This is a genomic window from Sphingomonas sp. IC-56 (genome assembly GCF_021043375.1).
In the GTDB taxonomy this organism is placed as follows: Bacteria; Pseudomonadota; Alphaproteobacteria; order Sphingomonadales; family Sphingomonadaceae; genus Sphingomonas.
Genome location: NZ_JAJNDV010000001.1, coordinates 544,168 through 570,053, shown reverse-complemented (window position 1 = coordinate 570,053; position 25,886 = coordinate 544,168). Strand labels below are relative to the sequence as shown.

General features: G+C 65.3%; 21 protein-coding genes. 5 read left to right on the top strand and 16 right to left on the bottom strand.

Going from position 1 to position 25,886, the window contains the following annotated elements; genetic code table 11:
* Positions 1 to 78 precede the first annotated feature (78 nt).
* Positions 79 to 1,401, bottom strand: coding sequence for a PQQ-dependent sugar dehydrogenase (locus LQ953_RS02825; RefSeq protein WP_231029083.1), 1,323 nt, complete (start codon positions 1,399 to 1,401; stop codon positions 79 to 81).
* A complete protein-coding gene (locus LQ953_RS02820; protein WP_231029081.1) occupies positions 1,398 to 1,841 on the bottom strand; it encodes a DUF2231 domain-containing protein in 444 nt (147 codons plus the stop codon). The genes LQ953_RS02825 and LQ953_RS02820 overlap by 4 nt, the downstream gene beginning before the upstream one ends.
* Before the next feature lie 110 nt (positions 1,842 to 1,951).
* Here LQ953_RS02820 and LQ953_RS02815 point away from each other — a divergent pair, with 110 nt between their 5' ends.
* Positions 1,952 to 2,212 (top strand): hypothetical protein, encoded by a 261-nt coding sequence (locus LQ953_RS02815; RefSeq protein WP_231029079.1) that lies wholly within the window; start codon positions 1,952 to 1,954, stop codon positions 2,210 to 2,212.
* Between the two features lie 15 nt (positions 2,213 to 2,227).
* Here LQ953_RS02815 and LQ953_RS02810 read toward each other — a convergent pair whose 3' ends face one another.
* The 3 genes from LQ953_RS02810 to LQ953_RS02800 are packed head-to-tail and all read right to left on the bottom strand — an operon-like array spanning position 2,228 to position 3,134.
* Complete coding sequence (locus tag LQ953_RS02810) at positions 2,228 to 2,485, bottom strand: DUF5985 family protein (RefSeq protein WP_231029077.1); 258 nt, start codon at positions 2,483 to 2,485, stop codon at positions 2,228 to 2,230.
* Positions 2,482 to 2,760 carry a DUF5985 family protein gene (locus tag LQ953_RS02805; RefSeq protein ID WP_231029068.1) on the bottom strand — a complete coding sequence of 93 codons (279 nt, stop codon included), beginning with the start codon at positions 2,758 to 2,760 and terminating at the stop codon, positions 2,482 to 2,484. The genes LQ953_RS02810 and LQ953_RS02805 overlap by 4 nt, the downstream gene beginning before the upstream one ends.
* A 2-nt stretch (positions 2,761 to 2,762) precedes the next feature.
* Positions 2,763 to 3,134, bottom strand: a complete 372-nt coding sequence (locus LQ953_RS02800; RefSeq protein ID WP_231029066.1) for a hypothetical protein — start codon at positions 3,132 to 3,134, stop codon at positions 2,763 to 2,765.
* Between the two features lie 192 nt (positions 3,135 to 3,326).
* Here LQ953_RS02800 and LQ953_RS02795 point away from each other — a divergent pair, with 192 nt between their 5' ends.
* Together LQ953_RS02795 and LQ953_RS02790 are read left to right on the top strand one after the other, a co-directional pair.
* Complete coding sequence (locus LQ953_RS02795) at positions 3,327 to 8,711, top strand: HAMP domain-containing protein (protein WP_231029064.1); 5,385 nt, start codon at positions 3,327 to 3,329, stop codon at positions 8,709 to 8,711.
* Between the two features lie 7 nt (positions 8,712 to 8,718).
* Entirely contained in the window at positions 8,719 to 10,800 is a 2,082-nt protein-coding gene (locus tag LQ953_RS02790; protein WP_231029063.1) for a response regulator, read from the top strand.
* 16 nt (positions 10,801 to 10,816) lie between these two features.
* Here the strand turns inward: LQ953_RS02790 and lldD are convergent, their stop codons facing one another.
* Genes lldD through LQ953_RS02760 form a run of 6 tightly spaced genes read right to left on the bottom strand, consistent with a single transcriptional unit; the run spans position 10,817 to position 17,313 of the window.
* Positions 10,817 to 11,968, bottom strand: coding sequence for an FMN-dependent L-lactate dehydrogenase LldD (gene lldD / locus LQ953_RS02785; protein WP_231029062.1), 1,152 nt, complete (start codon positions 11,966 to 11,968; stop codon positions 10,817 to 10,819).
* Between the two features lie 5 nt (positions 11,969 to 11,973).
* Positions 11,974 to 12,816, bottom strand: coding sequence for a fumarylacetoacetate hydrolase family protein (locus LQ953_RS02780; protein WP_231029061.1), 843 nt, complete (start codon positions 12,814 to 12,816; stop codon positions 11,974 to 11,976).
* A 10-nt stretch (positions 12,817 to 12,826) separates the two neighbouring features.
* Positions 12,827 to 13,600 (bottom strand): amidohydrolase family protein, encoded by a 774-nt coding sequence (locus tag LQ953_RS02775; RefSeq protein WP_231029059.1) that lies wholly within the window; start codon positions 13,598 to 13,600, stop codon positions 12,827 to 12,829.
* Entirely contained in the window at positions 13,597 to 14,868 is a 1,272-nt protein-coding gene (gene fucP / locus LQ953_RS02770) for an L-fucose:H+ symporter permease (RefSeq protein WP_231029056.1), read from the bottom strand. Before fucP ends, LQ953_RS02775 begins: the two co-directional genes overlap by 4 nt.
* Positions 14,865 to 16,496, bottom strand: a complete 1,632-nt coding sequence (locus tag LQ953_RS02765) for an alpha-L-fucosidase (RefSeq protein ID WP_231029054.1) — start codon at positions 16,494 to 16,496, stop codon at positions 14,865 to 14,867. The genes fucP and LQ953_RS02765 overlap by 4 nt, the downstream gene beginning before the upstream one ends.
* 10 nt (positions 16,497 to 16,506) lie before the next feature.
* The gene (locus LQ953_RS02760; RefSeq protein ID WP_231029052.1) at positions 16,507 to 17,313 is read right to left on the bottom strand and encodes an SGNH/GDSL hydrolase family protein; all 807 of its coding nucleotides are present in this window, start codon (positions 17,311 to 17,313) and stop codon (positions 16,507 to 16,509) included.
* A gap of 183 nt (positions 17,314 to 17,496) precedes the next feature.
* Here LQ953_RS02760 and LQ953_RS02755 point away from each other — a divergent pair, with 183 nt between their 5' ends.
* Positions 17,497 to 18,291: an IclR family transcriptional regulator gene (locus LQ953_RS02755; protein WP_231029050.1), complete on the top strand. Its 795-nt coding sequence runs from the start codon at positions 17,497 to 17,499 to the stop codon at positions 18,289 to 18,291.
* A 28-nt stretch (positions 18,292 to 18,319) separates the two neighbouring features.
* On the opposite strand, the gene LQ953_RS02750 is transcribed toward LQ953_RS02755, so the two are convergent.
* Genes LQ953_RS02750 through LQ953_RS02740 form a run of 3 tightly spaced genes read right to left on the bottom strand, consistent with a single transcriptional unit; the run spans position 18,320 to position 20,402 of the window.
* Entirely contained in the window at positions 18,320 to 19,048 is a 729-nt protein-coding gene (locus LQ953_RS02750; protein WP_231029048.1) for an SDR family oxidoreductase, read from the bottom strand.
* Complete coding sequence (locus LQ953_RS02745) at positions 19,045 to 20,073, bottom strand: aldo/keto reductase (RefSeq protein WP_231029045.1); 1,029 nt, start codon at positions 20,071 to 20,073, stop codon at positions 19,045 to 19,047. The genes LQ953_RS02750 and LQ953_RS02745 overlap by 4 nt, the downstream gene beginning before the upstream one ends.
* Positions 20,070 to 20,402 carry an L-rhamnose mutarotase gene (locus LQ953_RS02740; protein WP_231029043.1) on the bottom strand — a complete coding sequence of 111 codons (333 nt, stop codon included), beginning with the start codon at positions 20,400 to 20,402 and terminating at the stop codon, positions 20,070 to 20,072. The genes LQ953_RS02745 and LQ953_RS02740 overlap by 4 nt, the downstream gene beginning before the upstream one ends.
* 249 nt (positions 20,403 to 20,651) lie before the next feature.
* On the opposite strand from LQ953_RS02740, the gene LQ953_RS02735 reads away from it, so the two are divergent.
* On the top strand, positions 20,652 to 21,935 hold the full coding sequence (locus LQ953_RS02735) for an L-fuconate dehydratase (protein WP_231029041.1): 1,284 nt from the start codon (positions 20,652 to 20,654) through the stop codon (positions 21,933 to 21,935).
* 34 nt (positions 21,936 to 21,969) lie between these two features.
* Here LQ953_RS02735 and LQ953_RS02730 read toward each other — a convergent pair whose 3' ends face one another.
* Both LQ953_RS02730 and LQ953_RS02725 read right to left on the bottom strand, forming a co-directional pair.
* Complete coding sequence (locus LQ953_RS02730; RefSeq protein WP_231029039.1) at positions 21,970 to 24,162, bottom strand: hypothetical protein; 2,193 nt, start codon at positions 24,160 to 24,162, stop codon at positions 21,970 to 21,972.
* 5 nt (positions 24,163 to 24,167) lie between these two features.
* The gene (locus LQ953_RS02725) at positions 24,168 to 25,688 is read right to left on the bottom strand and encodes a tryptophan halogenase family protein (protein ID WP_231029038.1); all 1,521 of its coding nucleotides are present in this window, start codon (positions 25,686 to 25,688) and stop codon (positions 24,168 to 24,170) included.
* Between the last annotated feature and the right edge of the window lie 198 nt (positions 25,689 to 25,886).

The following is a 25,886-nucleotide window of genomic DNA, read 5'->3' as shown; positions in this document are numbered from 1 at the left end:
CCGCCGCTTTCCTTCCGAACTGTATTGATGTTGAGCTTCGAGAGCACCCCTCCCTTCCAGGGAGGGGAAACTTAGGGCTCAGCTGCCGGTGTAGCGCACCCGCCATACCGTGTTGCCGACATCGTCGGCGACGAGCAGTTGTCCGGCCCGGTCAACCGCGACCGAGACCGGCCGGCCTCGTGCCTTGCCATCCTTCAGGAAGCCCCTGACGAAGTCGACCGGGTTGCCGGCGGGGCGGGCGCCGCGGAAGGGGATGAAGGCGACCTTGTAGCCGTGCGGCTCGCTGCGGTTCCAGCTGCCATGTTCGCCGACAAAGGCACCGCCGCGGAACTGCGCAGGGAAGGTCTGCCCGGTGTAGAAGGTGAGGCCGAGTGCTGCGACGTGCGAGCCGAGCGCATAATCGGGGGCAATCGCGCGTGCCACCAGGTCTGGCCGCTGCGGGCGCACCCGCGGATCGACGTGCTGACCGTAATAGCTGTACGGCCAGCCATAGAATGCGCCCGGTCGGACCGACGTCATGTAATCCGGCACCAGGTTCGGGCCCAATTCGTCACGCTCGTTGATCACGGCCCAAAGGGTGTTGGTGCCGGGGTAGAAGGTCAGGCCGTTGGGGTTGCGCAGTCCGCTGGCGAAAACCTTCGACAGGCCGGTAGCCGGATCGACTTCCAGGATCGCGGCGCGGTTCTTCTCGGCCTCTACACCACGCTCCATTGCGTTGCTGTTCGAGCCGACGCTGACATAAAGCCGCGTGCCGTCGGGACTGGCGGCCAGGCTCTTGGTCCAGTGGTGATTGATCGGGCCGGCGGGCAGGTCGACTACCTTCACCGCCGGCGCGGTGATCCGGGTTTCGCCCGGCGTGAAGGGGTAGCGCACGATCGCGTCGGTATTGGCGACGTACAAGGCGTTGCCGATCATGGTGATGCCGAACGGCGCGTTCAGGCGATCGATCAGCACGGAGCGACCGTCTGGGCGGCCATCGCCATTGGCGTCGCGGATCAGCGTGATGCGGTTGCTCGGGCCCGGTGCCTGGCCGCTCTTGGACTGGCCGTGCGCGCGCGCCATGACCCAGTCGCGGATCGGATCCTTGGGCCGCTGAACGGGCTCGCTGTTCTCGTTCCTGGATTCCACCACCAGAACGTCGCCGTTGGGCAATGGGAGGATGTTCCGCGGGTTGGACAAGCCGGTGGCGATCGCTTCGATACTGAAGCCGGCGGGGACGCTGGGCGTCTCTCCAGATTTCCAGCCGACGGTTTCATAGACGCCGACATCGGCGATCAGTTGCTCATGCGGCTCGGGAAGCAGGGGCGTCGCCCCATATTGCTTGGCTTCATCGAACGTGTCGCCGCCGCCACAGGCGGCGAGCGGCAGGAACGCGAAGGCGGCGGCGATCCGAATGTTCATCGCCGATCTCCCCGATTGGCCGTTTGCCAGAACCATCCGGCGAGCAGGCTGAGCACCACCGCGATGATCGACAGCGTCAGCCCCGTCGGAACCACGGCGGTCCAGCCGTCGCGGGCATGGATGAAGGAATTGAAGACCTCGACCACCCAGGCGGCGAGCAGCAAAATGAAGTGGAGCAGGAGGGCTCGGCTGCGCCCGCGCCCGGCGCGGAAAAGCTCCAGGATCAGGATCACGCCGGCAAAGCCGCCGCCGATGAGCCCGGCAAGAAGCAGCCAGCTCGAGAAGTCGATCCACATCATCTCGGGCGAGCCCGTATAAGCGATGTCCGTGATCAGCGCGCCGATGAAGCACACTATGGGGATCGGCAGCAGGGCGGTGTAGATCGGGTGCCCGGCTATCGCCAGCCAGTCACGACCATTCAAACGGGTGCCTTGCGCCATATCCACCTCTTGGTCAGATGCGGGGCTCTACGGGTGAGGAACCTGGTTGTTCCGCAGGGCCCGATCGCGCCGCGATGCATTTCGCGTGCGGAGGCGCTATCGAGCGCGGCATGGCTAAGAAGAAGCGTTACCTGACCGCGACCATGCCCGATGGCTATGTGAAGACGATCGGACCGACCTCCGCGCCCTTTACGCACTATTGGCGGATCGTCGCGTATCTCAGCAACGGCAAGACCGAAGTGTTCTGGGGGCATGCCAAGTCGCTGAAGGAAGCGCTGGGCAAGAAGGCGGCGACCGGCGAGGCCGCCCGTCAGCGGGCCTGGGAGCGGTTCGATTTCGAAGTGGTCGAACTCACCGAAACGCAGGGCTGAACCCCGGCGCTGCGGTTACCGGCGGTTCTTCCGCAGGATGCCGACGACGATCAGCAGGAAGGCGGCGAGGCGGCCCAGATATACCCAGGCGCGATACTCGTCGGACACGCTTTCGAGCGACAGGACCAGCTGGCTGATGCCCAGGAGCAGGAACGCCGCCGCGAAACACAGAAACAGCCCGTCGCGCGTGTCGCGCCAGAAGCGCAGGAAGAACAGCGCGGCGATGGCGAACCCGGCCGTCACCATTCCGGCGAGGATGTTGGCCAGGATCACGCGTCGTCCTCCAGATCCCAGATGAAGCCGAACAACAGGACCGCAACCGCCGCCAGCGACAGCAGCAGGCGCACGAGCCGGAAGTCGATCCAGGCGATCAGCAGCATGTCGATGACCAGGAACAGGTTGTTGACCGCCAGCAGCGCGAAACAGGCGGTGCTCCAGAGCAGCAGCCGCGCGCCGCTGACGCGGTAGCTGCGGCCAAGCAGCACGGCGCACAGCGCACTGGTGGCGAAACAGAGCAGATAGACCACGGCCGGGAAGATCGTGGCCATGCTCAATCCCTCCGCAGCTTGAAGGCGTCGGCGAACTGGCTGACCGAGGACGATCCGGCGGACACGATCATGCGGCGCACCGAGTCCGGGCGCTGCGCGTAGAGTTCTTCGGCAGCGGTGGCGAGGCGGTCCACCTGCTCGTTTACGGGGCAATAACGGATGGCGTCGGGCGTTTCCCGGACCAGCAGTCCAGCCGCAACGAGCGCGTCCGCACTCTGCGATACGACGAGGTCGCTGCTACGCATCGCGACGACCAGTTCGGCAAATCGCCAGGCGCGGTCCTGGTGCTTCCGAAGGAAACACAGCAACTCCAGCGACCACACCGAGCGAAAGGTGGATCGGATGAAACTGGAAACTTCTTGCTTGGCCGGCATGCCTCGGGCCGTCTCCCACCACGATCTCCCCCGTCCCCGGGAGGTTCCTAGCGCCTGCCGTCGATGCTGCAACCTTTTCAGGTCAAACCGTCGTTCACTTCCCCTAAATTCAAGGGCCTGCTATATATTCCTGCTTGGGGCAGGGGCCATGGATCGCCTCTGAACAACCCGAGCCGCAATGGAGAGTGATTCGTGAACGTTGAACCGGCCCGGGACGCACTTGATCGCCGTCAGCTCGTGGCCGCGCTTCGCAGCTTGCGGCGCGGCGACTTCTCGGTGCGTCTTCCTGAAGATCTGCCCGGCGTGGATGGCGAGATCGCGGCGCTGTTCAACGAAGTCGTGACGCTTGAAAACGACATGACCGACGAGTTCGACCGGCTGTCGCGCGTGGTCGGCAAGGAAGGCAAGATCACCCAGCGCGGCCATGTTCGTGGCGCGACCGGCGGCTGGGAGACCAAGCTGCGCGCCGTGAATGAACTGATCGACGACATGGTCCAGCCGACCGCAGAAGTCAGCCGCGTGATCGGCGCGGTGGCGAAGGGCGACCTGTCGCAGTCGATGACCGTCGAGATCGACGGCCGGCCGCTGCGCGGCGAGTTCCTGCGCATCGGCAAGGTGGTGAACACCATGGTCGAGCAGCTCGCCTCCTTCGCGTCGGAAGTGACCCGCGTGGCGCGCGAAGTGGGTACCGAGGGCAAGCTGGGCGGCCAGGCGACCGTGAAGGGCGTCGCCGGCACCTGGAAGGATCTGACCGACAACGTCAACGCGATGGCGACCAACCTGACGGGGCAGGTCCGCAACATCGCCGAAGTGACCACCGCCGTGGCCTCGGGCGACTTGTCCAAGAAGATCACCGTGGAAGTGAAGGGCGAGATCCTGGAGCTCAAGAACACCATCAACACCATGGTGGACCAGCTCAACTCCTTCGCCTCGGAAGTGACCCGCGTGGCCCGCGAAGTGGGTACCGAGGGCAAGCTGGGCGGCCAGGCGCGCGTGGAAGGCGTCGCCGGCACCTGGAAGGATCTGACCGACAATGTGAACCTGATGGCCGACAATCTGACCGGCCAGGTCCGCAACATCGCCGAAGTGACCACCGCCGTGGCGTCGGGCGATTTGTCCAAGAAGATCACGGTGGACGTGAAGGGCGAGATCCTGGAGCTGAAGAACACCATCAACGTGATGGTGGATCAGCTGAACGGCTTCGCCTCGGAAGTGACCCGCGTGGCGCGCGAAGTGGGTACCGAGGGCAAGCTGGGTGGTCAGGCGCAGGTGCCCGGCGTCGCCGGCACGTGGAAGGATCTGACCGACAACGTGAACCTGATGGCGGACAATCTGACCGGCCAGGTGCGTAACATCGCCGAAGTGACCACCGCCGTGGCCTCGGGCGATCTTTCCAAGAAAATCACGGTGGACGTGAAGGGCGAGATCCTGGAGCTGAAGAACACCATCAACGTGATGGTGGATCAGCTCAACGGCTTCGCGTCGGAAGTGACGCGCGTGGCGCGTGAAGTGGGTACCGAGGGCAAGCTCGGCGGCCAGGCGCAGGTGCCCGGCGTCGCCGGCACCTGGAAGGATCTGACCGACAACGTCAACCTGATGGCCGCGAACCTCACCGGCCAGGTGCGTAACATCGCCGACGTGACCACCGCCGTCGCCAAGGGCGATCTTTCCAAGAAGATCACCGTGGAAGTGCGCGGCGAGATCCTGGAGCTGAAGAACACCATCAACGTGATGGTGGACCAGTTGAACGGCTTCGCCTCGGAAGTGACCCGCGTGGCCCGCGAAGTGGGCTCCGAAGGCAAGCTCGGCGGCCAGGCCCAGGTGGAGGGCGTCGCCGGCACGTGGAAGGATCTGACCGACAATGTGAACCTGATGGCCGGCAACCTCACCGGCCAGGTTCGCAACATCGCCGAGGTGACCACCGCCGTGGCGCGGGGCGACTTGTCCAAGAAGATCACGGTGGACGTGAAGGGCGAGATTCTGGAGCTGAAGAACACCATCAACGTGATGGTGGATCAGCTCAACGGCTTCGCCTCGGAAGTGACCCGCGTGGCCCGCGAAGTGGGTTCGGACGGAAAGCTAGGCGGCCAGGCGCAAGTGCCCGGCGTCGGCGGCACGTGGAAGGATCTGACCGACAATGTGAACGCGATGGCCGCGAACCTTACCGGCCAAGTGCGTAACATCGCCGAAGTGACGACCGCGGTGGCAAAGGGCGACTTGTCCAAGAAGATCACCGTGGACGTGAAGGGCGAAATCCTGGAGCTCAAGAACACCATCAACACGATGGTGGATCAGCTGAACGGCTTCGCGTCGGAAGTGACTCGCGTGGCCCGCGAAGTGGGTACCGAGGGTAAGCTGGGCGGTCAGGCGCAGGTGCGCGGCGTCGCCGGCACCTGGGCGGATCTCACCGACAATGTGAACCTGATGGCGGCCAACCTGACCGGTCAGGTCCGCAACATTGCCGAAGTGACGACCGCGGTGGCGAAGGGCGACTTGTCCAAGAAGATCACCGTGGACGTAAAGGGCGAGATCCTAGAGCTGAAGAACACCATCAACACGATGGTGGACCAGCTGAACGGCTTCGCCTCGGAAGTGACCCGCGTGGCGCGCGAAGTGGGCACGGAGGGTAAGCTCGGCGGCCAGGCGCAGGTGCCGGGCGTGGGCGGTACCTGGAAGGATCTGACCGACAACGTCAACCTGATGGCGACCAACCTCACCAACCAGGTGCGCGGCATCGCCGACGTGGTGACCGCGGTGGCGCAGGGTAACCTCAAGCGCAAGCTGACCGTGGACGCCAAGGGCGAGATCGCCGCGCTGGCCGAAACGATCAACTTCATGATCGATACGCTGTCGACCTTCGGCGACCAGGTGACCAACATGGCCCGCGAAGTGGGTATCGAGGGGCGGCTGGGCGGCCAGGCTCGCGTGCCCGGCGCCGCCGGCCTGTGGCGCGATCTTACCGACAACGTGAACCAGCTCGCCGCCAACCTGACCAACCAGGTGCGCTCGATCGCCGACGTGGCGACCGCCGTCACCAAGGGCGATCTTACCCGCTCGATCGCGGTGGAAGCCTCGGGCGAAATGGCCGCGCTCAAGGACAACATCAACGAGATGATCCGCAACCTCAAGGAACAGACCTTGAAGAATGCGGAGCAGGATTGGCTCAAGACCAACCTGGCGCGCTTCAGCCGCATGCTCCAGGGCGAGCGCGATCTGTCGACCGTCTCGAACCTCATCATGTCCGAGCTCGCGCCGCTGGTGAACGCGCAATATGGCGTGTTCTACGTCACCGCGCGTGAGGGCGACGAGACCACGCTCCAGCTCGCCGCCAGCTACGGCGCGGAGAGCAAGGACCAGCTCAAGTCCAAGTTCGCCCTTCGCGAAGGGCTGGTCGGCCAGGCCGCCGCCGACAAGAGGCCGATCCTGCTCGAAAACGTGCCCGGCGACTTCCTGCGCATCGGTTCGGGCCTGGGCCATGCCGCCCCGGCCAACGTCACCATCCTGCCGGCGCTGTTCGAGGATGAAGTGAAGGCGGTGATCGAGCTCGCCTCCTTCAACGACTTCAACGAAACGCACCAGAGCTTCCTCGATCAGCTGATGGAATCGGTCGGCATCGTGCTCAACACGATCGCCGCCACCATGCGTACCGAGGGGCTGCTCAAGCAGTCGCAGCTGCTCACCCAGGAGCTTCAGGCCCGCCAGACCGAGCTGACCACCAAGCAGGAAGAGCTCCACAACACCAACGAGGAGCTGCAGGAAAAGGCGCAGCTGCTCGAAAACGAGAAGCGCCAGGTGGAGGCCAAGAATCTCGAAATCGAGATGGCCCGCCGCGCGCTGGAGGAAAAGGCCGAACAGCTCGCGCTCACCTCCAAGTACAAGTCCGAGTTCCTGGCGAACATGAGCCACGAGCTGCGTACCCCGCTCAACTCGCTGCTGATCCTGTCCAAGCTGCTGTCGGACAATCCACAGGGCAATCTGAACGAGAAGCAGGTTGAGTTCGCCCGCACGATCAATGGCGCGGGATCGGATCTGCTCAACCTCATAAACGACATTCTCGACTTGTCGAAGATCGAGTCGGGTACGGTTTCGATCGAGCTTGGCGAAATGCCGATGGCGGGGCTCAAGCAGCATATGGAGCGGACCTTCCGCCAGCTGGCCGCCGACAAGAATCTCGACTTCAACGTCCAGTTCGACGCGGGTCTGCCCGGCACCATCCGCACCGATGAAAAGCGCCTGCAACAGGTCGTGCTCAACCTGCTTTCCAACGCCTTCAAGTTCACGGCGAGCGGGTCGGTCACGCTGGCGGTGCGCACCGTGGCGAGCGGCTGGAGCACCAACCATGCGCTGCTCCGCAATGCCGACCGGGCGATCGCCATCGCCGTCACCGACACCGGCATCGGCATCCCGCAGGACAAGCAGAAGCTGATCTTCGAGGCGTTCCAGCAGGCCGACGGTACCACCAGCCGGAAATATGGCGGCACGGGGCTGGGCCTGTCGATCAGCCGCGAAATCGCGCGGTTGCTCGGCGGCGAGCTCCAGGTGCGCTCCAATCCGGGTGAGGGCTCGACCTTCACGCTGTTCGTGCCGCTCCAGGCGGTGGCCCCGGCGGGCGTTCCGCAGATCGGCACCACCGCGCGCTACGACAATAGCGGGGCGATGGTGCCGACCGCGCTTCCCGCCGCATTCGAGCTCTCCGACGATCGCGACGCGCTTCAGGGGGATCCGTTCGTGCTGATCGTGGAGGACGATCCCACCTTCGCCTCCATCCTGCTCGATATTGCGCGCGCTGCCGGGCTGAAGGGGATCGTGTCGACCGCCGGCGCCGGCACGCTGGCGCTGGTGCGCAAGCTTCAGCCGAATGCGATCACCCTCGATCTCGGCCTTTCCGACATCGACGGCTTCGTGCTGCTCGATCTGCTCAAGCATGACCCGCAGACCCGGCACGTGCCGATCCACGTCATCTCCGGCGCGGACAAGGTGGCCAAGGCGCTCGATCTGGGCGCCGATGGCGTGACCGAGAAGCCCGCGGACAAGGATGCGCTCGCCGCCGTCTTCCGCGATCTGGCCGAACAGGTCCGCACCGCGCCACGGGTCGTGCAGCTTGTCCCCGAACAGGCCGAGGCCCTGCACCAGGTCAGCCACGCCGTGCCCGAGCTTGCCGGCGCCAAGATCCTGATCGTCGACGACGACATCCGCAACATCTACTCGCTCACCAGCGTGCTGGAGAGCTATGGGGTAGAGGTGTCGCACGCCGAACGCGGCCGCGACGGCATCCTGATCCTCGAACAGACGCCTGGAATCGACATCGCCCTGATCGACATCATGATGCCTGAGATGGACGGGTACGAGACGATGCAGCAAATCCGTCAGCGCCCGGCGCTGGCCGACTTGCCGCTCGTCGCCGTGACGGCCAAGGCCATGAAGGGCGACCGTCAGAAGTGCCTCGACGCCGGCGCCTCCGATTACATTGCCAAGCCCGTCGATATCGACTTGCTGCTTGCCCTGCTCCGCGTGTGGATCGCCCGATCGCGCGAGGCTGCGCGAACGGTCGATCTGATCATCGCCGAGCCGAACTGAGGTAGGAATGCACGCAACCTTGTCGCCTGCACAGACGCTGGCGCTTTCCTCTGCCGAGGAAGGCCCTGTGCCGCGTGCCCGCGTGCTGCTGGTCGACGATGACGAGCGTAACCTGCTCGCCGTCTCCACTGTGCTGGAAGATGTGGCCGATGTGGTGGTCGCCAATTCGGGCGAGGAGGCGCTGCGCCAGCTGTTGAAGGGCGAGTTCGCGGTCATCCTGCTCGACGTCTACATGCCCGGCATGGACGGCTACGAAACCGCCCAGATCATCCGCTCGCGCGACCAGACCAAGCGCGTGCCGATCGTGTTCCTGTCGGCGGTGAACAAGGAAGCGCAGCACCTGATCCGCGGCTATTCGATGGGCGCGGTCGATTATGTCTTCAAGCCGGTCGACGCGACCATCCTGCGCTCGAAAGTGGCGGTGTTCGTCGACCTGTTCACCATGACCAAGGAGATTCAGCGAAAGGCGCGCCAGGAACAGGCGCTGCTGGACGCCAATCTGCGTGCCAATGCCGAACGGCTGCGGGTTGAGCAGGAGCTGCGCCGCGCGCAGCAGCGTCAGGAAGCGATCATCGAATCGCTGCCCATCGTCCTGTATCTCGAGGACGTGCACGCCAGCCCGCGCATGCCCAAGTTCGTCAGCGGCAATTTCTCGGCCGTTACCGGCTATGCGTTCGAGGAGATCGCCCGCGATCCATCGATGTGGATCGATCGGCTTCATCCCGAGGATCGCGCGCGCGTGATCGAGGCCATGGCGGGCCGGCCCTTCGGCCGGTCGCTGTCGGTCGAGTATCGCTGGCAATGCGCCGATGGTCAGTACAAGCATTTCCTCGACCAGGCCGTGCTGCTGCGCGACCCGCAGGGCAATCCGGTCGAATATGCCGGCACGCTGCTGGACGTCACCGAGCGCAAGGAGCTGGAAAGCCAGCTTACCCAGGCGCGCAAGATGGACGCGATCGGTCAGCTGACCGGCGGCATCGCCCATGACTTCAACAATCTGCTCGCCGCGGTTCTGGGCGGGCTCGGCATGATCGAGCGGCGCGTCGCGTTGACCGACGACCAGCGCAAGATCGTCGGCATGACCCGCCACGCCGCCGAGCAGGGGGCCGGGCTGGTCAAGCACCTGCTCGCCTTCGCCCGCCGGCAGAAGCTGGCGCCCGCGGTGATCGAAATCGACAAGCTGTCGGTCTCGGTGACCGATCTGCTCGCCCACACGCTGGGCGGACTGGTCGAATTGCACTGGGCACTCGAACCCGACGTATCCCCGGTGTTCGCGGATTCCGCCCAACTCGAACTCGCGCTGATGAACCTCGTCATCAACGCGCGCGACGCGATGCCGGACGGCGGCTCGATCACCGTTTCGGCGCGCAATGCCGAAATCGCCGCGGCCCAGCCGGGCGTCGATCTCGCCCCCGGCCGCTATGTCGTGCTCTCGGTCCAGGACACCGGCTGCGGCATTGAACAGCATCTGCTCGACCAGGTGCTCGAACCCTTCTTCACGACCAAGGCGGTGGGCAAGGGTACGGGGCTTGGACTCAGCATGGTCTATGGCTTCGCCCAACAGTCGGGCGGCGTGGTCCGCGTCGACAGCGAAGTGGGGAAGGGCACCTGCGTCGAGATCTGGCTGCCCGAGGGTGCGGCCCAGCAGGCGGACGTCATTCCGCTCATGGTCGAGAATTTAGGCTCGCCGCCAACGCTTAACATCCTGCTGGTCGACGATCACGACGCGGTCCGCACGACGACCGCCGCCTTGCTCGAGGATCTCGGCCACCGCGTGACGCACACCGCCGACGCGGGCTCCGCAGTGGAACTCGCGCGGCAGGATCCTCACGCGTTTGACCTGCTCATCACCGACTATGCGATGCCGCGCACCTCGGGCACCGAACTGGTGCGGCAGCTCCGCACCGTCTGCCCGGCGATCCCCGCGCTGATCATCACCGGCTATGCCGACGCGGACAAGCTGGCTGCCAGCGACTGCGCCGCGGTTCTCGAAAAGCCGTTCAGTCCCGAGCAGCTGAAAATGGCCCTTTACGGTACCACGCCGTTGCTACGGCAGGCGCAGTCGGTGGATCGGGAGGCTGTGGCTTAGGGACGATTGGCACCGCTCAGAGAGCTTGCACCAGCATCTCGCGGTTGATCTCTCGGACGGAGCGGGCGCCGCACAGCGCCATGGCGACCCGCATCTCGGCTTCGATTAGCCGCAGCATGTGCGAAACGCCTTCTTCGCCCCCGCCGGCCAAGGCATAGGCCCAGGCACGGCCCAGCAGCACCCCGTGGGCGCCAAGTGCCAGCATCTTCACGACGTCCAGGCCCGAGCGGACGCCTCCGTCCGCGAGGATGGTCAGCCGGTCACCCACGGCGTCGACAATCCCGGGCAGGACCGTGGCAGTGGCAGGGACTCCGTCGAGCTGCCGCCCGCCATGGTTGGACACGACGATGCCATCTGCCCCAAGCGCAGCGGCCTGTAGCGCGTCCTCCGGGTCGAGGATGCCCTTGATAACCAGCGGGCCGTCCCAGCTCTCACGAATGAAGTCCAGGTCGCGCCACTGGATCGACGGGTCGAAATTGTCGCGCATCCAGCCGAGGAAATCCTCCAGCCCGGTGCGGCCCGCGAGCGCCGGTGCGACATTGCCCAGATGGTGCGGCCGCCCAAACAGGCCGACATCCCAGGCCCAGCGCGGGCGCCGCATCGCCTGGCCAAGCCTGCGCAGGCCCCCGCGGAGCCCGGGGGCACCCGCAAGCCCGGACCGATAGTCCCGGTAGCGTGTGCCTGGCACCGGCATGTCCACTGTGAAGACAAGCGCCGAGCATCCCGCCTCCCGCGCCTGCGCCAGGAGATCGCGGACAAGGCCCCGGTCTCGGATCATGTAGAGCTGGAACCAGAGCGGATCGGTGCTGGCGTGGGCGACCTCGCCCAAAGGGCAGACGGACACGGTGGATAGGCAGAAGGGGACACCGGCCCTGTTCGCGGCGCGCACGGCCATGGTCTCGCCCCGCCGCGCGTTCATGCCGGCAAGGCCGATCGGTCCGAGCGCAACCGGCAGCGTCTGGCGCATGCCGAACAGGTCGGTCGAAAGGTCCAGCGCCGACACGTCGCGCAGCACGCGCTGACGCAGCGCGAGCTGCTCCAGCACGGTCACGTTGCGGCGAAGCGTCACCTCGGCATAGGCGCCGCCGTCCATATATTCGAACAGGAAGTGCGGCAGCCTCCGCCGGGCAAGCGTGCGATAGTCGAAAGCCGAGGCTGCCTTCACCATTGGGATCAGTCCGCCAGCACGCGCTGCTGCTGTTGTCCAAGCTTCTCGATGCCCAGCCGCATGACGTCGCCGCCCTTGAGGAAGAGCGGTGGCTTCTGGCCCATGCCGACGCCAGGCGGGGTGCCGGTGGAGATCACGTCTCCAGGCTGAAGCGACATGAACTGGCTGACATAGCTGACCAGGAAAGCGGGCTTGTAGACCATGGTGGCGCTGGAGCCGTCCTGGAAACGCTGGCCGTTGACCTCCAGCCACATGCCGAGGCTGCATGGATCACCGACTTCGTCCTTGGTAACGAGCCAGGGGCCGATCGGGCCGAAGGTGTCGCAGCCCTTGCCCTTGTCCCAGGTGCCATGACGTTCGAGTTGGTACTCGCGCTCCGACAGATCGTTGACGACGCAATAACCCGCGATGCATGCCTCGGCTTCTTCCTCCGAGACATATTTGGCGGTGCTGCCGATCACGACCGCCAACTCGACCTCCCAGTCGCTCTTGGTGGAGCCGCGGGGCAGGTGGACATCGTCATTGGGACCGATGATCGCGCTGGTCGCCTTGGTGAACAGGACAGGCTCAGGCGGGACGGTGGCGCCCGTTTCCGCGGCGTGATCCGAATAGTTCAGGCCGATGCAGAGGAACTTGCCCACTTGGCCAACGCATGGTCCGAGGCGCGGCTCGCCCTCGACGGGGGGCAGGCTGGCATGATCGAGCGTGGCCAGCCGGGCGAGGCTGGCGGGACTGATCGCGGCACCGGCGATGTCATCGACATGGGCGGACAAGTCGCGCAGCGCGCCGGTGGCGTCGATCAGGCCGGGCTTCTCGGCGCCGAGGGGGCCGTAGCGGACGAGCTTCATAAAGGGTCTCCTAAAGGCTGAGGCGGTAGATGCGGGCGGCATTGGCGCCGAAAACCGCGGGATGGTGGGACGCCGGTACGAGGCTGCGGGCGAGGTCGAGCCAGTCCGTATAGGAGGCGGCGAGGGTGAGCACAGGCCAATCGCTGCCCCAGATGAGCCGATCTGGCCCGAACATCTGCCATAGCATGTCGAAGGCGGGGCGGATTGCCTCCGGGTCCGCGCCGGGGGACAGTTCGGTAAGCAGGCCGGACAGCTTGCAGGCGGCGTTCGGATGCGCGGCGAGGGCCGCCATTCCGTCAGTCCAGGGTGCGAGATCGCCGAAGTCGGGCTTGGCAGCATGGTCGACGACGATCTGAAGGCTGCCGTGACGATCGGCCAGCCGCGCCAGGGCGGGGAGGTGGCAGGGGCGGATCAGCGCGTCGAGAACCAGTCCGTTGCGCTCGATCGCGAGCAGGCCGGGCGCGATCTCCAAGCGGTCGTACCAGTCGGCGGGCTGGTCCTGCACCATCGGGCGCAAGCCCTTCAGCTTAGGGTGGCGCGGGAATGTCTCTGGCCGAGTAATATCGGCCCAGCCGACCACGCCGCGCACGCGTGGGTTCGTGGCCAGGGCGAGCAGCCATGCAGTGTCAGCGGGGTGTTCCTGGGTCTGCACCAGGATCACGTCCTGCGCCGGCGTGGGCAGGTCCTCCAGGATGAAGTCGCGGTAGATCGGCTGTAGATCGGCTGTCGGCCAGGCGCAGCCATGCCGGCCCAACTGCCAGAGATGGACATGGGCGTCGATCACGCGGTCGCGCGGCGCGCCCTGAGCGCAAAGAGAACCACCACGGCGAAGCAGAGCGCGGGCACGAGCATTGCGTTCAGTATGGAACCGCTCACGTCCGAGACATAGCCCATGATCGCGGGGAAAACGGCGCCTCCGACAATTGCCATCACCAGGAGCGCCGAGGCGGACTTGGTGCGCGGTCCCAGGCCGTGAACGGACTCCGCGAAGATGGTCGGGTACATGATCGACATGAAGAAGCTGCTGGCAACCAGCGCGCCCAAGCCCATCATGCCGCCCGTCAGGGTCGCGGCAACGCACAGCAGTCCTGCCATTGCCGCAAATCCGGCGAGCAGCGGCAGCGGCGACAGTCGGCTCATCAGCGCGGCGCCGGCGAACCGCCCGACCATGAACAGCATGAGGGAAAGAGTCAGATAGCCCGCTGCTTGGTGCTCGGTGGTGCCGGGAACCGCCACTTCGGCATAGCGGATCAGGAAGCTCCAAATGCCGACCTGCGCACCGACATAGAAGAATTGAGCAGCTACGCCGGTGATCACGCGCGGGTTACGGAGAACGGAGCCGAAATCCTGCGCGGCGCCGACGCCTTCCTCCACCTCGCGTTCGGTGGCGATGGCGGGAAAGGGGGTGAAGCGGATCAGAAGCGCCCATAGCAGCACGCCCAGCCCAATGAGGAGATAGGGCATCTGCACCGCCGCAGCCTCGGTCGCGCGGAAGGTGGTGAGCGCGTCGGGGGTCATGGCTGCCATCTGCTCGGGCGTGACGGACACGCCAGACAGGATGAACCGGCTGCCAAGGACGACGCCAGCGATGGAGCCGAGCGGGTTGAACGCCTGAGCCAGGTTCAGCCGCCGTGAGGCCGTGTCTTGCGAGCCTAAGCGCGCGATCAGCGGGTTCGCGGAGGTCTCCAGAAAGGCAAGGCCGCTGGCGATCACGAACAGGGCGACAAGGAAGAAGGGATAGCTTTGCGCGCCTGCGGCCGGCCAGAACAGCAGCGCCCCCGAGGCATAGAGGCACAGGCCGAGCAGCACTGCGGCGCGGTATCCATAGGATCGCATGAACAGCGCGGCGGGGATCGCGAGGCAGAAATAGCCGAGATAGAAGGCCGACTGCACCAGCCCAGCCTGAAAATCGCCGAGCGTGAACAGCTTTTTGAAGTGCGCGATCAGCACGTCGTTGAGGTTGTTCGCGACACCCCACAGGAAGAACAATGCAACGATCAGGGCGAGGGGCAGCGGGCCGGCGACTGCGCTCCGGCGTCCTGTGTCGCTCATGCGTGGATACCCCGTCCGTCGATCCGAACCACCGGCACGAACCCGCCGGCGGGCTTTGGCGGCAGCGTCAGGTGAAGCCCCGCGCCATCCCTGCGATGGCCGACCACTCCGCCGCCTAGCAGTGTCACCTGCTCCACTTCACCCTGCCACTTGCCGCGGGCCAGGGAGGTGATGGTGATAGGACCTGTGGGCCAGGCGAGCATCGCTGCGTAGAGCGAGCCCTTGTTGGTCGTGAAGCGGATGTCCTGGGGCTTGAAGGCAGACGCGCTGTCCTCGTTCTGCATGCCCGGAGTAAGCACCGTGGGACCCTCGCCAAAGCGGCGCCAGGGCCGGGAGCCGTAGATCGCCTCGCCATTCACTGCGATCCAGCGGGCCATGTCGTCGAGGATCTTTTCTTCCTCTACGTCGATCGAGCCATCGCCGGGCTGGGGGATCGACAGCAGGAGGTTGCCGTTCTTCGACACCACGTCGGCCAGGCGCTGGATGACCATCTCTCCGCTCTTGTAGCTGCGGTCCCTCAGACGCGCGACATTATAGAACCAGTCACCGATGCAGGTGTCGGTCTGCCAGGGCTCGTCCCACAACCGGTCGGTGAAGCCTCGCTCGACATCCTGCACCACGCCGAAGCGCTCATGCGCCTTCAACTGCTTGGCGGTGATCACGACATCGATCTTGCCGTGCCACTCGATCGATCGGTTGTAATAGTCCGCCGCGGCTTCAAGCCCGACGGGGCCGAACGGAAGGCCGTAATCGTCGAAATAGACCATGTCCGGCCGGTATTTCTCGATCATGTCGGTTTGGCGGAGCAGCCAATTGGTGACGAAGCGCGTGTCGTTTGGCGGCCCATGCTCGACCCACTGGCCATTGTTCGCATCGTGCCACTTGTTCATAGCGTCGATGCTGTCGATGCCGTTGGGCATGACGGCATGGGCGCCCGTATAGAGCTCTTGAGGGTCGAGGCCGTCCCACCACTGCCCGGCGCCATCGTCCTTGCGAAGGCGGAAGGCGTCGTAGCGCTCCCCCTTGTGGGGCCCCACAGGATCATAGCCATAGGCCGGCTGGTACCAGTGCCACGCATGGGCGACATGGTTGGAGATGCCGAACTTCAGGCCAGCGCTGCGCGCCGCCTTTTTCCAGATGCCGATTACGTCCTTCTTCGGCCCGACCCGCGTGGCGTTCCAGGCGTGATAGCGGCTGTCGTAGCAGTCGAGATTGTCGTGGTGGCAGCCCAGCGACATGAAGTATTTCGCGCCGGCCTTCACGAAGCGGGCCATCAGCGCCTCTGGATCCCAGCGCTCGGCGGTCCAGAGGTTCTGGATGTCCTTCATCCCGAACTTGGAGGGATGGCCGTAAGTCCTGAGGTGGTGCTCGTACATGGGGTGCCCCTGCATGTACATGAAGCGGCCGTACCAATCGCCCTGCTCCGGCACCGATTGCGGGCCCCAGTGCGACCAGATGCCCAGCTTGGCGTCGCGGAACCAGTCGGGATAGCGGTAATTGTCGATTAGCGAGGGCCAGTTGGCCTGAACCGGGCCGCGCGCCTGACCCATGGGGCTCGCGGCGCGCGCCGCCTGCGCCATGCCGAGTGCGGCAGTGCCTGCAAGAAAGCCGCGGCGTCCAATGTGCATCGAGCGTTCCTTACTTCGCGCCGAGCGTGGCGCGGATCGCTGCCAGCGCGAGCGGCCGCATGATGGCATAGCCCTCCGGCGTCGGGTGAATGCCGTCGGTCGAAAGGCCGGCCTTCATCGCGCCGTCGGCCTGCGCCATGGCATGGTGATAGTCGACAAAGGTGAAGCCGTTCTCCGCTGCATAACCGCGCAACCAGTGGTTCATGATCGCGACCTGCGGAGCCGGCTGCTTGTCCTTGGCCCAAGGGAAGGCGCCTGCCGGCGGGATGGAGGCCAGGATGACCTTGATCCCATGTGCGCGGGCCAGTTCCGCCATGCTGCGGATATTGCCCTGGACCGTCTCCATCGTGGCAGCGCCGGTGTTGCCAGCGATGTCGTTGGTGCCGGCCATGATGTGCACCGCCTGCGGGCGAAGGTCGATTACGTCCTGACGGAAGCGCACCAGCATTTGCGGCGTGGTCTGGCCGCTGATGCCACGATCGACCAGTCCGTCCGTGAAGAAGGATCGGTCGTTGTTGATCCAATTGTCGGTGATGGAGTCGCCCATGAAGACGACACGAACCTTTTCCCTGCGAAGCGCTGCATTCTGGCTGCGATAGCGGCACAACTGGCCGAAATCGCGGGTCAGCATGTGCAGGTTCCACATCTGCCAGCCGGCGCCGTCTGACGGGGCTGCGTGCGTCGGGCAGGGGTCTGCGACGATGCCCGAGGGATCGTCGGCATGCGGGTCGCCAGGCAGCTTGGTTTGCGCAGCCGCGGGCACTGTGAAGCCGAAGAGCAACGCCGCGGAGGCTGATAATAGGTACCGTTGCGCCATTCGCTCGCTCTCCCGGCTGGACGGATCGATGTGCCGTCGCTTTTCCGTTGTGGTACCTTATGCCTGAACCTGTGCGCTAATAAAGAGGATATTCACAGGTGAACGAAAGGAGTGTTTCTGCTCCCCGCTTCATAATGCTGACGGGCGCGGATACACCAGCAGCCGAATCCAGGGGGAGCGGGCGTGAGCAAGGACGAGCAGGACAAGACCAGCGGAGTCGATCCGCGTTACCGTGCTCCCGCGCTGGAGAAAGGCTTGGACATCCTCGAGTTGCTCGCGGCCGAACCCAGGCCGATGACGCTGACGACTATCGTCAACAGCTTGGGCCGGTCGCATGGCGAGCTGTTCCGCATGGTGCAGGTGCTCGAGCATCGTGGCTATATCGAGCAGGATGGCTCGAACGACGGCTATCGGCTGACCGACCGGTTGTTCTCACTGGGCATGCAGCAGCCGCGCACGAAGAACCTGATAGAGGTTGCGCTGCCGGTGATGCGTGAGCTTGCTGCCAGCGTTTGTCAGTCCTGTCACCTGGCGCTGCACACGCGTGGCGAGATGGTGGTGGTGGCGCGGATGGAGTCCGGAGAGCAGCTCGGCTTCTCGGTTCGAGTCGGTTACCGGCGGCCGTTGATGCAGGCAGCATCAGGTGCGGTTCTCTACGCCTTTCAGCCAGACGATGTTCGGCAGCGTTGGGAGGCGTTTTTCGATCCCAAGCCCGACGCCGATGAACTCGCCGCGTTCCGGGCGCACGCTGACGGCATTCGCGAGCGGCATGTCGAGTTGACCCCGAGCAAGTTCGTGGCCGGCGTTACCGACATTTCCGCACCGGTGATGCGGGGCGGAATCGCCGCGGCGGCGCTCACGGTCCCGTACCTCAAGAAGCTGCAGGCGTCCCCCTCCGCCAAGGATACCGCTTTGCTGGTCCGCCAGGCGGCGGACCGGATCTCGGACCAGCTTGTCGAGGGGGACAGCCGCGTTTGATCCCGCGCTGCGGAGCGGCGACCTTGGTCTAGGCCGTCCACCCGCCATCGATCACGTGAATCTGCCCGGTGGTGAAGGCAGACTCGTCGGAAGCCAGGTAGAGCGCCAGCGCGGCGATTTCCTCTGCCTTGCCAACGCGGCCCATGGGCTGGCGGGCGTTGAAACTCGCCCAGGCGCCTTCATAGTCGCCCGTGTCGCGCAGGCGCTGGTGGAGCGATGGCGTATCCACCGTCCCAGGGCAGATTGCGTTGCAGCGCACGCCTTTCCCGACGAAATCGGACGCGACCGACTTGGTCAGGCCGATCACCGCTGCCTTGGAGGCGCCATAGGCAAAGCGGTTCGGCACGCCCGTGACTGAGCTGGCCACGGATGACATGTTGACGATCGAGCCGCCTCCCGCCGCGATCATCGCTGGAAGTGTCGCGCGGATCGTGCGGTACATGGCAGTGACGTTCAGGTCGAAGGAGAAGGCCCAGTCCTGCTCCGAGCAATCGAGGATGGTGCCCGCCGCGACATAGCCGGCGCAGTTGAACAAGATGTCCAGCGGCCCCGCCTCGGCAAGGACAGACTCGATCGCCTTTGAATCGAGCACGTCCAGTGCGCGATGGGCGGCGCCAAGCCCCTCCAGAAGCGCAGGGTCGCGATCCGTCGCCCAGACGGTTGCACCCTCGGCTGCGAAGATCTCAGCGGTGGCGCGTCCGATGCCTTGGCCTGCGCCGGTCACCAGCGCGGTCTTGCCTGCGAGCCGGCCCGTCATGCGGCGACCTTGGGCGCAGGCGTGGGCGCATTGGGTGCGAGCAGGGCTTCATGCCTCAGTTCGGCCCACAAGTCGGCTGGGATGTCGAATGCAACGCGGTCCATGGTTTCCTGCACTTCCTTTGCGCTTGCTAGTCCCGGAATGACACTGGCAACGGCCGGGTGGGCCATCGCAAACTGGAGCGCCGCGGCGCCCAGCGGTACGCCGTGACGTGCGCATACGGCCGCGATGCGCTGCGCGTTGTTCAGCACCTCTACCGGGGGCGGGGCGTAGTTATAGTGGCGTGCCGGTGCAGAGCCGCCAGCGAGCAGGCCCGAATTATAGGGGCCGCCGATCACGACAGCGGTGCCGGCCCGGGCACAGGTGGGGAACAGGTCATCGAGGGCGCCCTGTTCCAAAAGCGTATAGCGGCCCGCGAGCAGGATTATGTCGAGCGGCGCATGATCGAGCAGCTCCAGGCAAACTGGAATTTCGTTTACGCCGGCGCCGACCGCCCGCACCGCACCTTCATCGCGCAGCCGTTGGAGCGCGCGTAGTCCGCCGCCTTTCGTTAACTGTTCCCAATACTGCGCGTGCGCTTCGCCATGAGTGAGGCGCCCGATGTCGTGGATGTACAGGATATCAATGCGGGCGAGGCCGAGCCGCTGCAGACTGGCTTCGTGCGAGCGCAGGATGCCGTCATGGCTGTAATCGAAGCGCGCCTCGAACGGCATGGGCGTGTGGAAGCCATACCGCTCCGCGCCGGTGTCGGCGTCCGGCGCGGGGAAAAGGATGCGTCCGACCTTGGTCGATACGGTCGCCTTGCGCCCGCGGACTGCATCGCCCACGCGGCGTTCGCTGAGGCCCAGGCCATAATGGGGAGCGGTGTCGATATAGTGCAGGCCGAGGTCGAGCGCTGTGTCGAGTGTCGCGCGGGCATCGGCATCGGAGATCGCCCGGTACAGATTGCCGAGCGGAGCAGCGCCAAAGCCAAGCGCCGGTAGCTGAAAGCCCGACGTGCCGATCGGCCGCATGTCCACGCTCATTGCTCGGCCAGGCTGAAAATACGGTCCATCGGCACCCATTTCTCGCCAGCGGCGGCATGGGCCAGCGGCTTCTGAAACTTCCACATGAGGTCCTCCCATGCGGCGTTCTCCGGTGGAGGCGTGACGATGCGGGGAAAGTCGTCGGCCACTTCGGCGATCATCACCAGCCGGTCGGCCGTGCGCCAGATCTCCATCGCCTCGAAACCTTGGGCCCGTATGTGTGCCATCACTTCGGGCCAGATCGCCCCGGGGCTGTGGCGCGCCTCATATTCGGCGATCAGCGCGTCATCATCGACCAGGTCGAGCGCAAAGCAGAGGCGGCGGCTCATCGTGCGGCGAACCCTTTGGGCATGTAACTCTCCTTGCCGGCCACGTGTGGGGTGGTCTTCTTTGAATGGTCGAATAGCATATCAGCGTGCTTGCGCCAGCGATTGTTCACACATATGAAAACTGACAGCACCAGCAAAACGACGCTGGCAGCGAGAACAAGATGCCGCCCCTCGGGCTGCGGCCAGTGAGAGGGCAGTTCAGTCGATGCGGCACAGCGCGCACACCCGGTCCGAGGCTCGTTGCGGGCGATGACCAAGATTACAAAGCTTCGCGTCGTCGACGTCCGATTTCCTACGTCGCAGCATCTCGACGGCTCGGACGCGATGAACCCGGATCCGGATTACTCGGCTGCCTATTGCATGCTGGAAACCGATCAGAATGGGTTGGTAGGACATGGCCTGACCTTCACCATCGGGCGGGGCAATGATATCTGCTGCGCGGCGATTGAAGCGTTGGCGCCACTGGTCGAAGGGCTGGACCTCGACTGGATCAAGGAGGATGCCGGACGCTTCTGGCGGCATATCACCGGCGATAGCCAATTGCGCTGGATCGGACCCGAAAAGGGCGTGATCCATCTTGCCACCGGCGCGGTGGTGAATGCGGTGTGGGACCTTTGGGCTAAGGCCGAGGGCAAGCCGCTGTGGCGGTTGATCGGCGAGATGAGCCCGGCAGAGATCGTCCGGCTGATCGACTTCCGCTACATCACCGACTGCATCACTCCGGACGAGGCCGTCGCGTTGCTGACTGAGCGGATGGCGGGCAAGGCCGATCGCGTCGCCGCGCTCGAGGCCAGGGGATATCCTTGCTATACCACCTCCGCGGGTTGGCTGGGCTATTCGGACGAGAAGCTGGAGCGGCTATGCCGCGAAGCGGTCGACGAGGGCTTCAACCATGTGAAGCTGAAGGTTGGGCGCTCGCTGGAGGACGACATTCGCCGCGTGCGGATTGCTCGCGAGGCGCTCGGTCCCGAGCGGAAACTGATGATCGACGCGAACCAGGTCTGGGAAGTGGGCGAGGCGATCGACCATGTCCGCGCGCTTTCCTTTGCGCAGCCCTGGTTCATCGAGGAGCCGACCAGCCCGGACGATGTCGAAGGGCACCGCACGATCCGCGAGGCGATCCTGCCCGTGCAGGTAGCGACTGGCGAGATGTGCCAGAACCGCGTCTTGTTCAAACAGTTCATCATGCGACAGGCGATCGACGTGGTGCAGATCGACGCGTGCAGGCTGGGCGGCGTCAACGAGATCCTCGCGGTACTGCTCATGGCGGCCAAGTACGATCTTGCGGTGTGCCCGCATGCCGGCGGCGTCGGCCTGTGCGAGTATGTTCAGCATCTCTCGATGATTGACTATCTCTGCTTCTCGGGCACGACCCAGGGGCGCGTGGCCGAGTATGTGGACCACCTGCACGAGCATTTCGTCGAGCCCTGTGTGGTCAAGGGCGGCGCGTACATGCCGCCGCAAGCGCCAGGCTTCTCGATCGAGATGAAGATGGAGTCGATCGCGACCTACACCTGGGGCGGAGAAGCCTGAGGATTGGTCCTGCCGGGGCCGGCGAGGCTAATCCTCAGGGCATCGGGTCGCCGTAGATCACCCCGCGTCCGTCCGTGCCAAGATACACGCGCCCGAACGCCCAGGGGTCGCCCGAGATCACCCGGAAGCGGTTGCCCCATTGATGCGCGTCGTCGTTGATCCGGCGCCAGTTTTTGCCGCCATCAAGGCTGCGCCAAATGGCGGTCCTGCCTGCGCGCGCGGCGACGGTGTAGACGGCGGGCTGCCCCTTGGTTGTTCCCAAGCCGAGGCCGAACAGGGCGATATTCAGGTCGGCGGAGATGCGCGCGAACCGCTCGCCTCCATCGGTGCTGCGATAGAGCGCGCCGGCGCAATTGAGGAACAGATCCTCGGCTGCGAAGGGGGAGGCGACCAGCGCCGCCTGGCTTTCGCGGTTGCGCGGCCGGGCTGCGCCTAGATCTGGGCAGGCGCCGCGCGCGGCAACGGCGCTGAAGTGCAGCCCTCCGTCGATGCTGCCCAGCAAGCGGTTGCTGTCATGGTCGATTGCCCAGGCGCGGCGGGGATCGAGCTTGTCGGCGGTCACGCGGGCATTGGCGGGCAGTCCGGTGATTTCGGTCCAGTGCGCGCCGCGGTCCCGGGTGAGGAGCGGCCGTTCGGCGCCGACATAGAAGCGCTCGCCGTCCGCTGACACGCTGATAGGCGCCCGGCCATTCTCCTCAAGTGCGGTGCCGTCGCCTCGCCAGTTGGGCGTGCGGAGCGGGTGCCAACTGCGGCCGCCATCCGCCGACCAGCCCAGCCCAGCTTCGAGATGCTGCTTGGCGTGGACATTGCCGCTGCGGACGAGCACCAGCGGCGCCTTGCCGGCGTAATCGAGTGTGTTGGTGTTGGTGTTGCGCGGGTTGAGGTGCATGCCCGGTGGTGAGCGTCCCAGATCTTCGTGGATGAAACCGCCGAGATCGCCAAAGCCGGTGACCAGATGCGCGCCGCCAGTCGGGCTGGTGAGGGTGATGACCGCGGTCTGCTCAATGCCCTTCACCCAGGGCGTCCAATCCAGCCGTTGCTGGGCCGCGTTGAGTGTGACGTAGAGGGTGGCGCCGGTGGTATAGGCAAGCCGCGAGGGCCGGAAGGGATCGAGTGCCAGGCCAGCGATCCAGTGGCCGAACTCGGCTTCGGGTTTGCCCCAGTTCAGGAAGGGGGTGGTGCGGGTGTCGCGGTGGCTGCGGGGGCCGAGATCGGCCCAGCTAGAGCCTCCATCAGTCGAGCGCCAGATGGTGTCGCCTGGCCTCCAGCGGTTGAAGGTAGAGACGTAGAGGGTCCCGGCACGGCGCGGGTCGGCGGTGACGCCGAGATAGCCGCCCTCTGGCGCTCCAGGCCCCTTTTGCGGGGTGATGTCGCGGGATTTACCGTCAGCGGCGAGTGCCCAGACGGCACCTCGCAGCACGCCGTTCGGGCCGATGCCATCGGCATAGGTGATGTAGAGGGTGCCAGCACGGTCCATTGCCGCCTTGATCGGGAGCAGGTCGGCGGGGCCGCCTGGAACGCGAGTCCAGCTGCGGCCGGAATCGGCCGATTGGTAGAGTGCCTGGGCGCCTCTATCGGCGACGGAGGCGAAGACTCGGGCCGAACGCGGGTCGAAGAGGACGAAGCCGACGCCGCCATGGGTGCTGCGCGGGGCGGCAGCGCCGGCGCCGACATAGGGAAAGCTGGCGACGCGGGACCAATGGGCACCGCGATCGTCACTGCGCCACAGGCCGTCATGGCGCGAGCCGAACAGCAGGGTGGTGGGGCGATGGGGATCGACCGCGAGGCGTTCGCCAAGGCCCCGGCCATCCTCGTTGCCGCCCATGCGGAACGGGACGGGGTACGTCGTCCAGTTGGTTCCGAAATCATCCGAACGGAGGATCGCCGACGCGCCGCGGGCATGCATGCCGACGGCTGCGTAGACGCGCCGGGGCTCTGCCGGGTCGGGGGCGATGCTCTCCACACCATAGAAGCTGCCTTCGGCAAAGCCGTCCATCAGCGGAACCCAGCGCCCGGCGCGGTCCTCCCAGCGATAGGCGCCGCCCATGTCGGTGCGCAGATAGGCGATGCCGGGCGCGGCGGGGCTGAAGACGATGCCCGGCGCGAACCCGCCCGCGCCCACCACCACGTTGGACCAGCGATAGGGGACCGGATCGTGCGCGGCCTGTTGGCTGGTATTGGCGAGGCATAGCGCCGCGATGCCGAGAAGGGCGATGGTCCGGATCATGGAGATCAGTTCTGCCGGTCGGAAGCGGCGCAGTTCTGCGCGATGAAGTCGGCATGCGTCGGAATGGCGCCGACGCCGCGCAGGATCGTTTCGCGCATACGGTTTAGGGTCGAGCGCAACTGCTCGAACGAGACGCCGGAGGCAATCGGATCGAACCCGGCAGGCACGATCCCCTGGCCTTCAAACACCGCCTGCCAGCTGGTGGCGGTGAACAATTCGTCCTCGAACCGGAAGAAGCGGCCGCGGCTTCGGTACAGGTCGATCTTGTGCGCAAGGCTGTCGGGAATCGCCATCGTCCGACAGCGATCCCAGAAGGGGAGCCCGGTTCGCTCGTTGGCGACATAGTGCAGGATCAGGAAGTCGCGGATCCGCTTATATTCGACGGTGGAGGCGCGGTTGAACTGATCGATGTCGGCCTGGGCGAAGCCGGTATCGGGGAACATCGTCATCAGCCGCGTCAGCCCGCTTTGAATCAAGTGGATGCTGGTCGATTCCAGCGGTTCCATGAAGCCGCCGGCCAAGCCCAGTGCCACCACGTTGCGGTTCCAGAACTGGTGGCGGCGGCCGGTGGTGAAGCGGAGCAGCTTCGGGTCGGCCAAGGGGCGCCCTTCAATGCTCCCCAGCAGGACCGCGCAGGCTTCGTCGTCGCTGACATGGTCGCTGCAATAGACATGCCCGTTGCCGGTACGATGCTGAAGCGGGATGCGCCATTGCCACCCGGCCTCGCGCGCGGTGGAGCGGGTGAAGGGAGGCGGCGGGCCAGCACTTGCCGAGGGAACCGCGACTGCGCGGTTGCAGGGTAGCCAGTGGCTCCAGTCCTCGTACCCGGTACCCAAGACCTGCTCGATCAGCAGCCCGCGGAAGCCCGAGCAATCGATGAACAGCTCGGCGTCCAGCCGTCGGCCATCCTCGAGCCGCACCGCCGCGACAAAGCCGCGCTCGTCCAGTTCGCCATCGACGACGCGGCCCTCATGCCGGACCACGCCGCGCGCCTGGGCATATTCGCGCAGATAGCGGGCATAGAGGTTCGCGTCGAAATGAAAGGCGTATGCCAGGTTGGACAGCACGTTCTTGGGATTGGGATCGGGGCGCATGAACTTGCCCGCCCGGGCTGCGGCGCTAGGCAGGCTGTAATCCTCCAGCGTACCGGCTTCGTCGCCGATCAGGTCGCGCAGCCGGCGCCAGTAATGCGCGAAGTCGACATGACCGACATCGGCGCCGTAGCGACCGAAGGGATGGAAGTAGCGTGCGCCCTCCTGCTTCCAGCCGACAAACTCGATGCCCAGTTTGAAGGTGGCCTGTGTCCGCTGAATGAAAGCGTTCTCGTCGAGCCCGAGCACCCGGTTCAGATCAAGGATCGGCGGGATGGTAGCCTCGCCTACGCCTACCGTGCCGATCTCGTCCGACTCGACGAGTTCGATGCGGCAGGGCTGGTCCTCCAGCAATCGGGCAAGCGTCGCCGCGGCGATCCAGCCGGCAGTCCCGCCGCCGACGATCAGCACCTTGGAAATGGGCGCGAAGGGCACGTGCTTCTCCTCTCCCCGCTATTTCCGCAAATTGATGCGATTTTCATATCTGGGGAAGATTTTTGTAGACGATATCTTCAGCAGGGTGTAGCCCTAACCTGCTCAAAGTCCTCCGGCGGGTCCGCGCCCGCACAAAATAGAGGGGATGAAGGCGATCGGGAGGGGCGGAGTCCTAAGCTGCGAGGCCGCATATCGGCT

Excerpts from the sequence above, each read along its gene's own strand:
- LQ953_RS02815 (WP_231029079.1), top strand. The coding sequence starts at position 1,952 with ATGGCTAAGAAGAAGCGTTACCTGACCGCGACCATGCCCGATGGCTAT.
- LQ953_RS02745 (WP_231029045.1), bottom strand. The coding sequence starts at position 20,073 with ATGAGCGTGGACATGCGGCCGATCGGCACGTCGGGCTTTCAGCTACCG.
- LQ953_RS02730 (WP_231029039.1), bottom strand. The coding sequence starts at position 24,162 with ATGATCCGGACCATCGCCCTTCTCGGCATCGCGGCGCTATGCCTCGCC.
- LQ953_RS02800 (WP_231029066.1), bottom strand. The coding sequence starts at position 3,134 with ATGCCGGCCAAGCAAGAAGTTTCCAGTTTCATCCGATCCACCTTTCGC.
- LQ953_RS02820 (WP_231029081.1), bottom strand. The coding sequence starts at position 1,841 with ATGGCGCAAGGCACCCGTTTGAATGGTCGTGACTGGCTGGCGATAGCC.
- LQ953_RS02790 (WP_231029063.1), top strand. The coding sequence starts at position 8,719 with ATGCACGCAACCTTGTCGCCTGCACAGACGCTGGCGCTTTCCTCTGCC.
- LQ953_RS02750 (WP_231029048.1), bottom strand. The coding sequence starts at position 19,048 with ATGACGGGCCGGCTCGCAGGCAAGACCGCGCTGGTGACCGGCGCAGGC.
- LQ953_RS02760 (WP_231029052.1), bottom strand. The coding sequence starts at position 17,313 with ATGGCGCAACGGTACCTATTATCAGCCTCCGCGGCGTTGCTCTTCGGC.
- LQ953_RS02805 (WP_231029068.1), bottom strand. The coding sequence starts at position 2,760 with ATGGCCACGATCTTCCCGGCCGTGGTCTATCTGCTCTGTTTCGCCACC.
- lldD (WP_231029062.1), bottom strand. The coding sequence starts at position 11,968 with ATGGTGAAGGCAGCCTCGGCTTTCGACTATCGCACGCTTGCCCGGCGG.
- LQ953_RS02740 (WP_231029043.1), bottom strand. The coding sequence starts at position 20,402 with ATGAGCCGCCGCCTCTGCTTTGCGCTCGACCTGGTCGATGATGACGCG.
- LQ953_RS02735 (WP_231029041.1), top strand. The coding sequence starts at position 20,652 with ATGACCAAGATTACAAAGCTTCGCGTCGTCGACGTCCGATTTCCTACG.
- LQ953_RS02765 (WP_231029054.1), bottom strand. The coding sequence starts at position 16,496 with ATGCACATTGGACGCCGCGGCTTTCTTGCAGGCACTGCCGCACTCGGC.
- fucP (WP_231029056.1), bottom strand. The coding sequence starts at position 14,868 with ATGAGCGACACAGGACGCCGGAGCGCAGTCGCCGGCCCGCTGCCCCTC.
- LQ953_RS02780 (WP_231029061.1), bottom strand. The coding sequence starts at position 12,816 with ATGAAGCTCGTCCGCTACGGCCCCCTCGGCGCCGAGAAGCCCGGCCTG.
- LQ953_RS02825 (WP_231029083.1), bottom strand. The coding sequence starts at position 1,401 with ATGAACATTCGGATCGCCGCCGCCTTCGCGTTCCTGCCGCTCGCCGCC.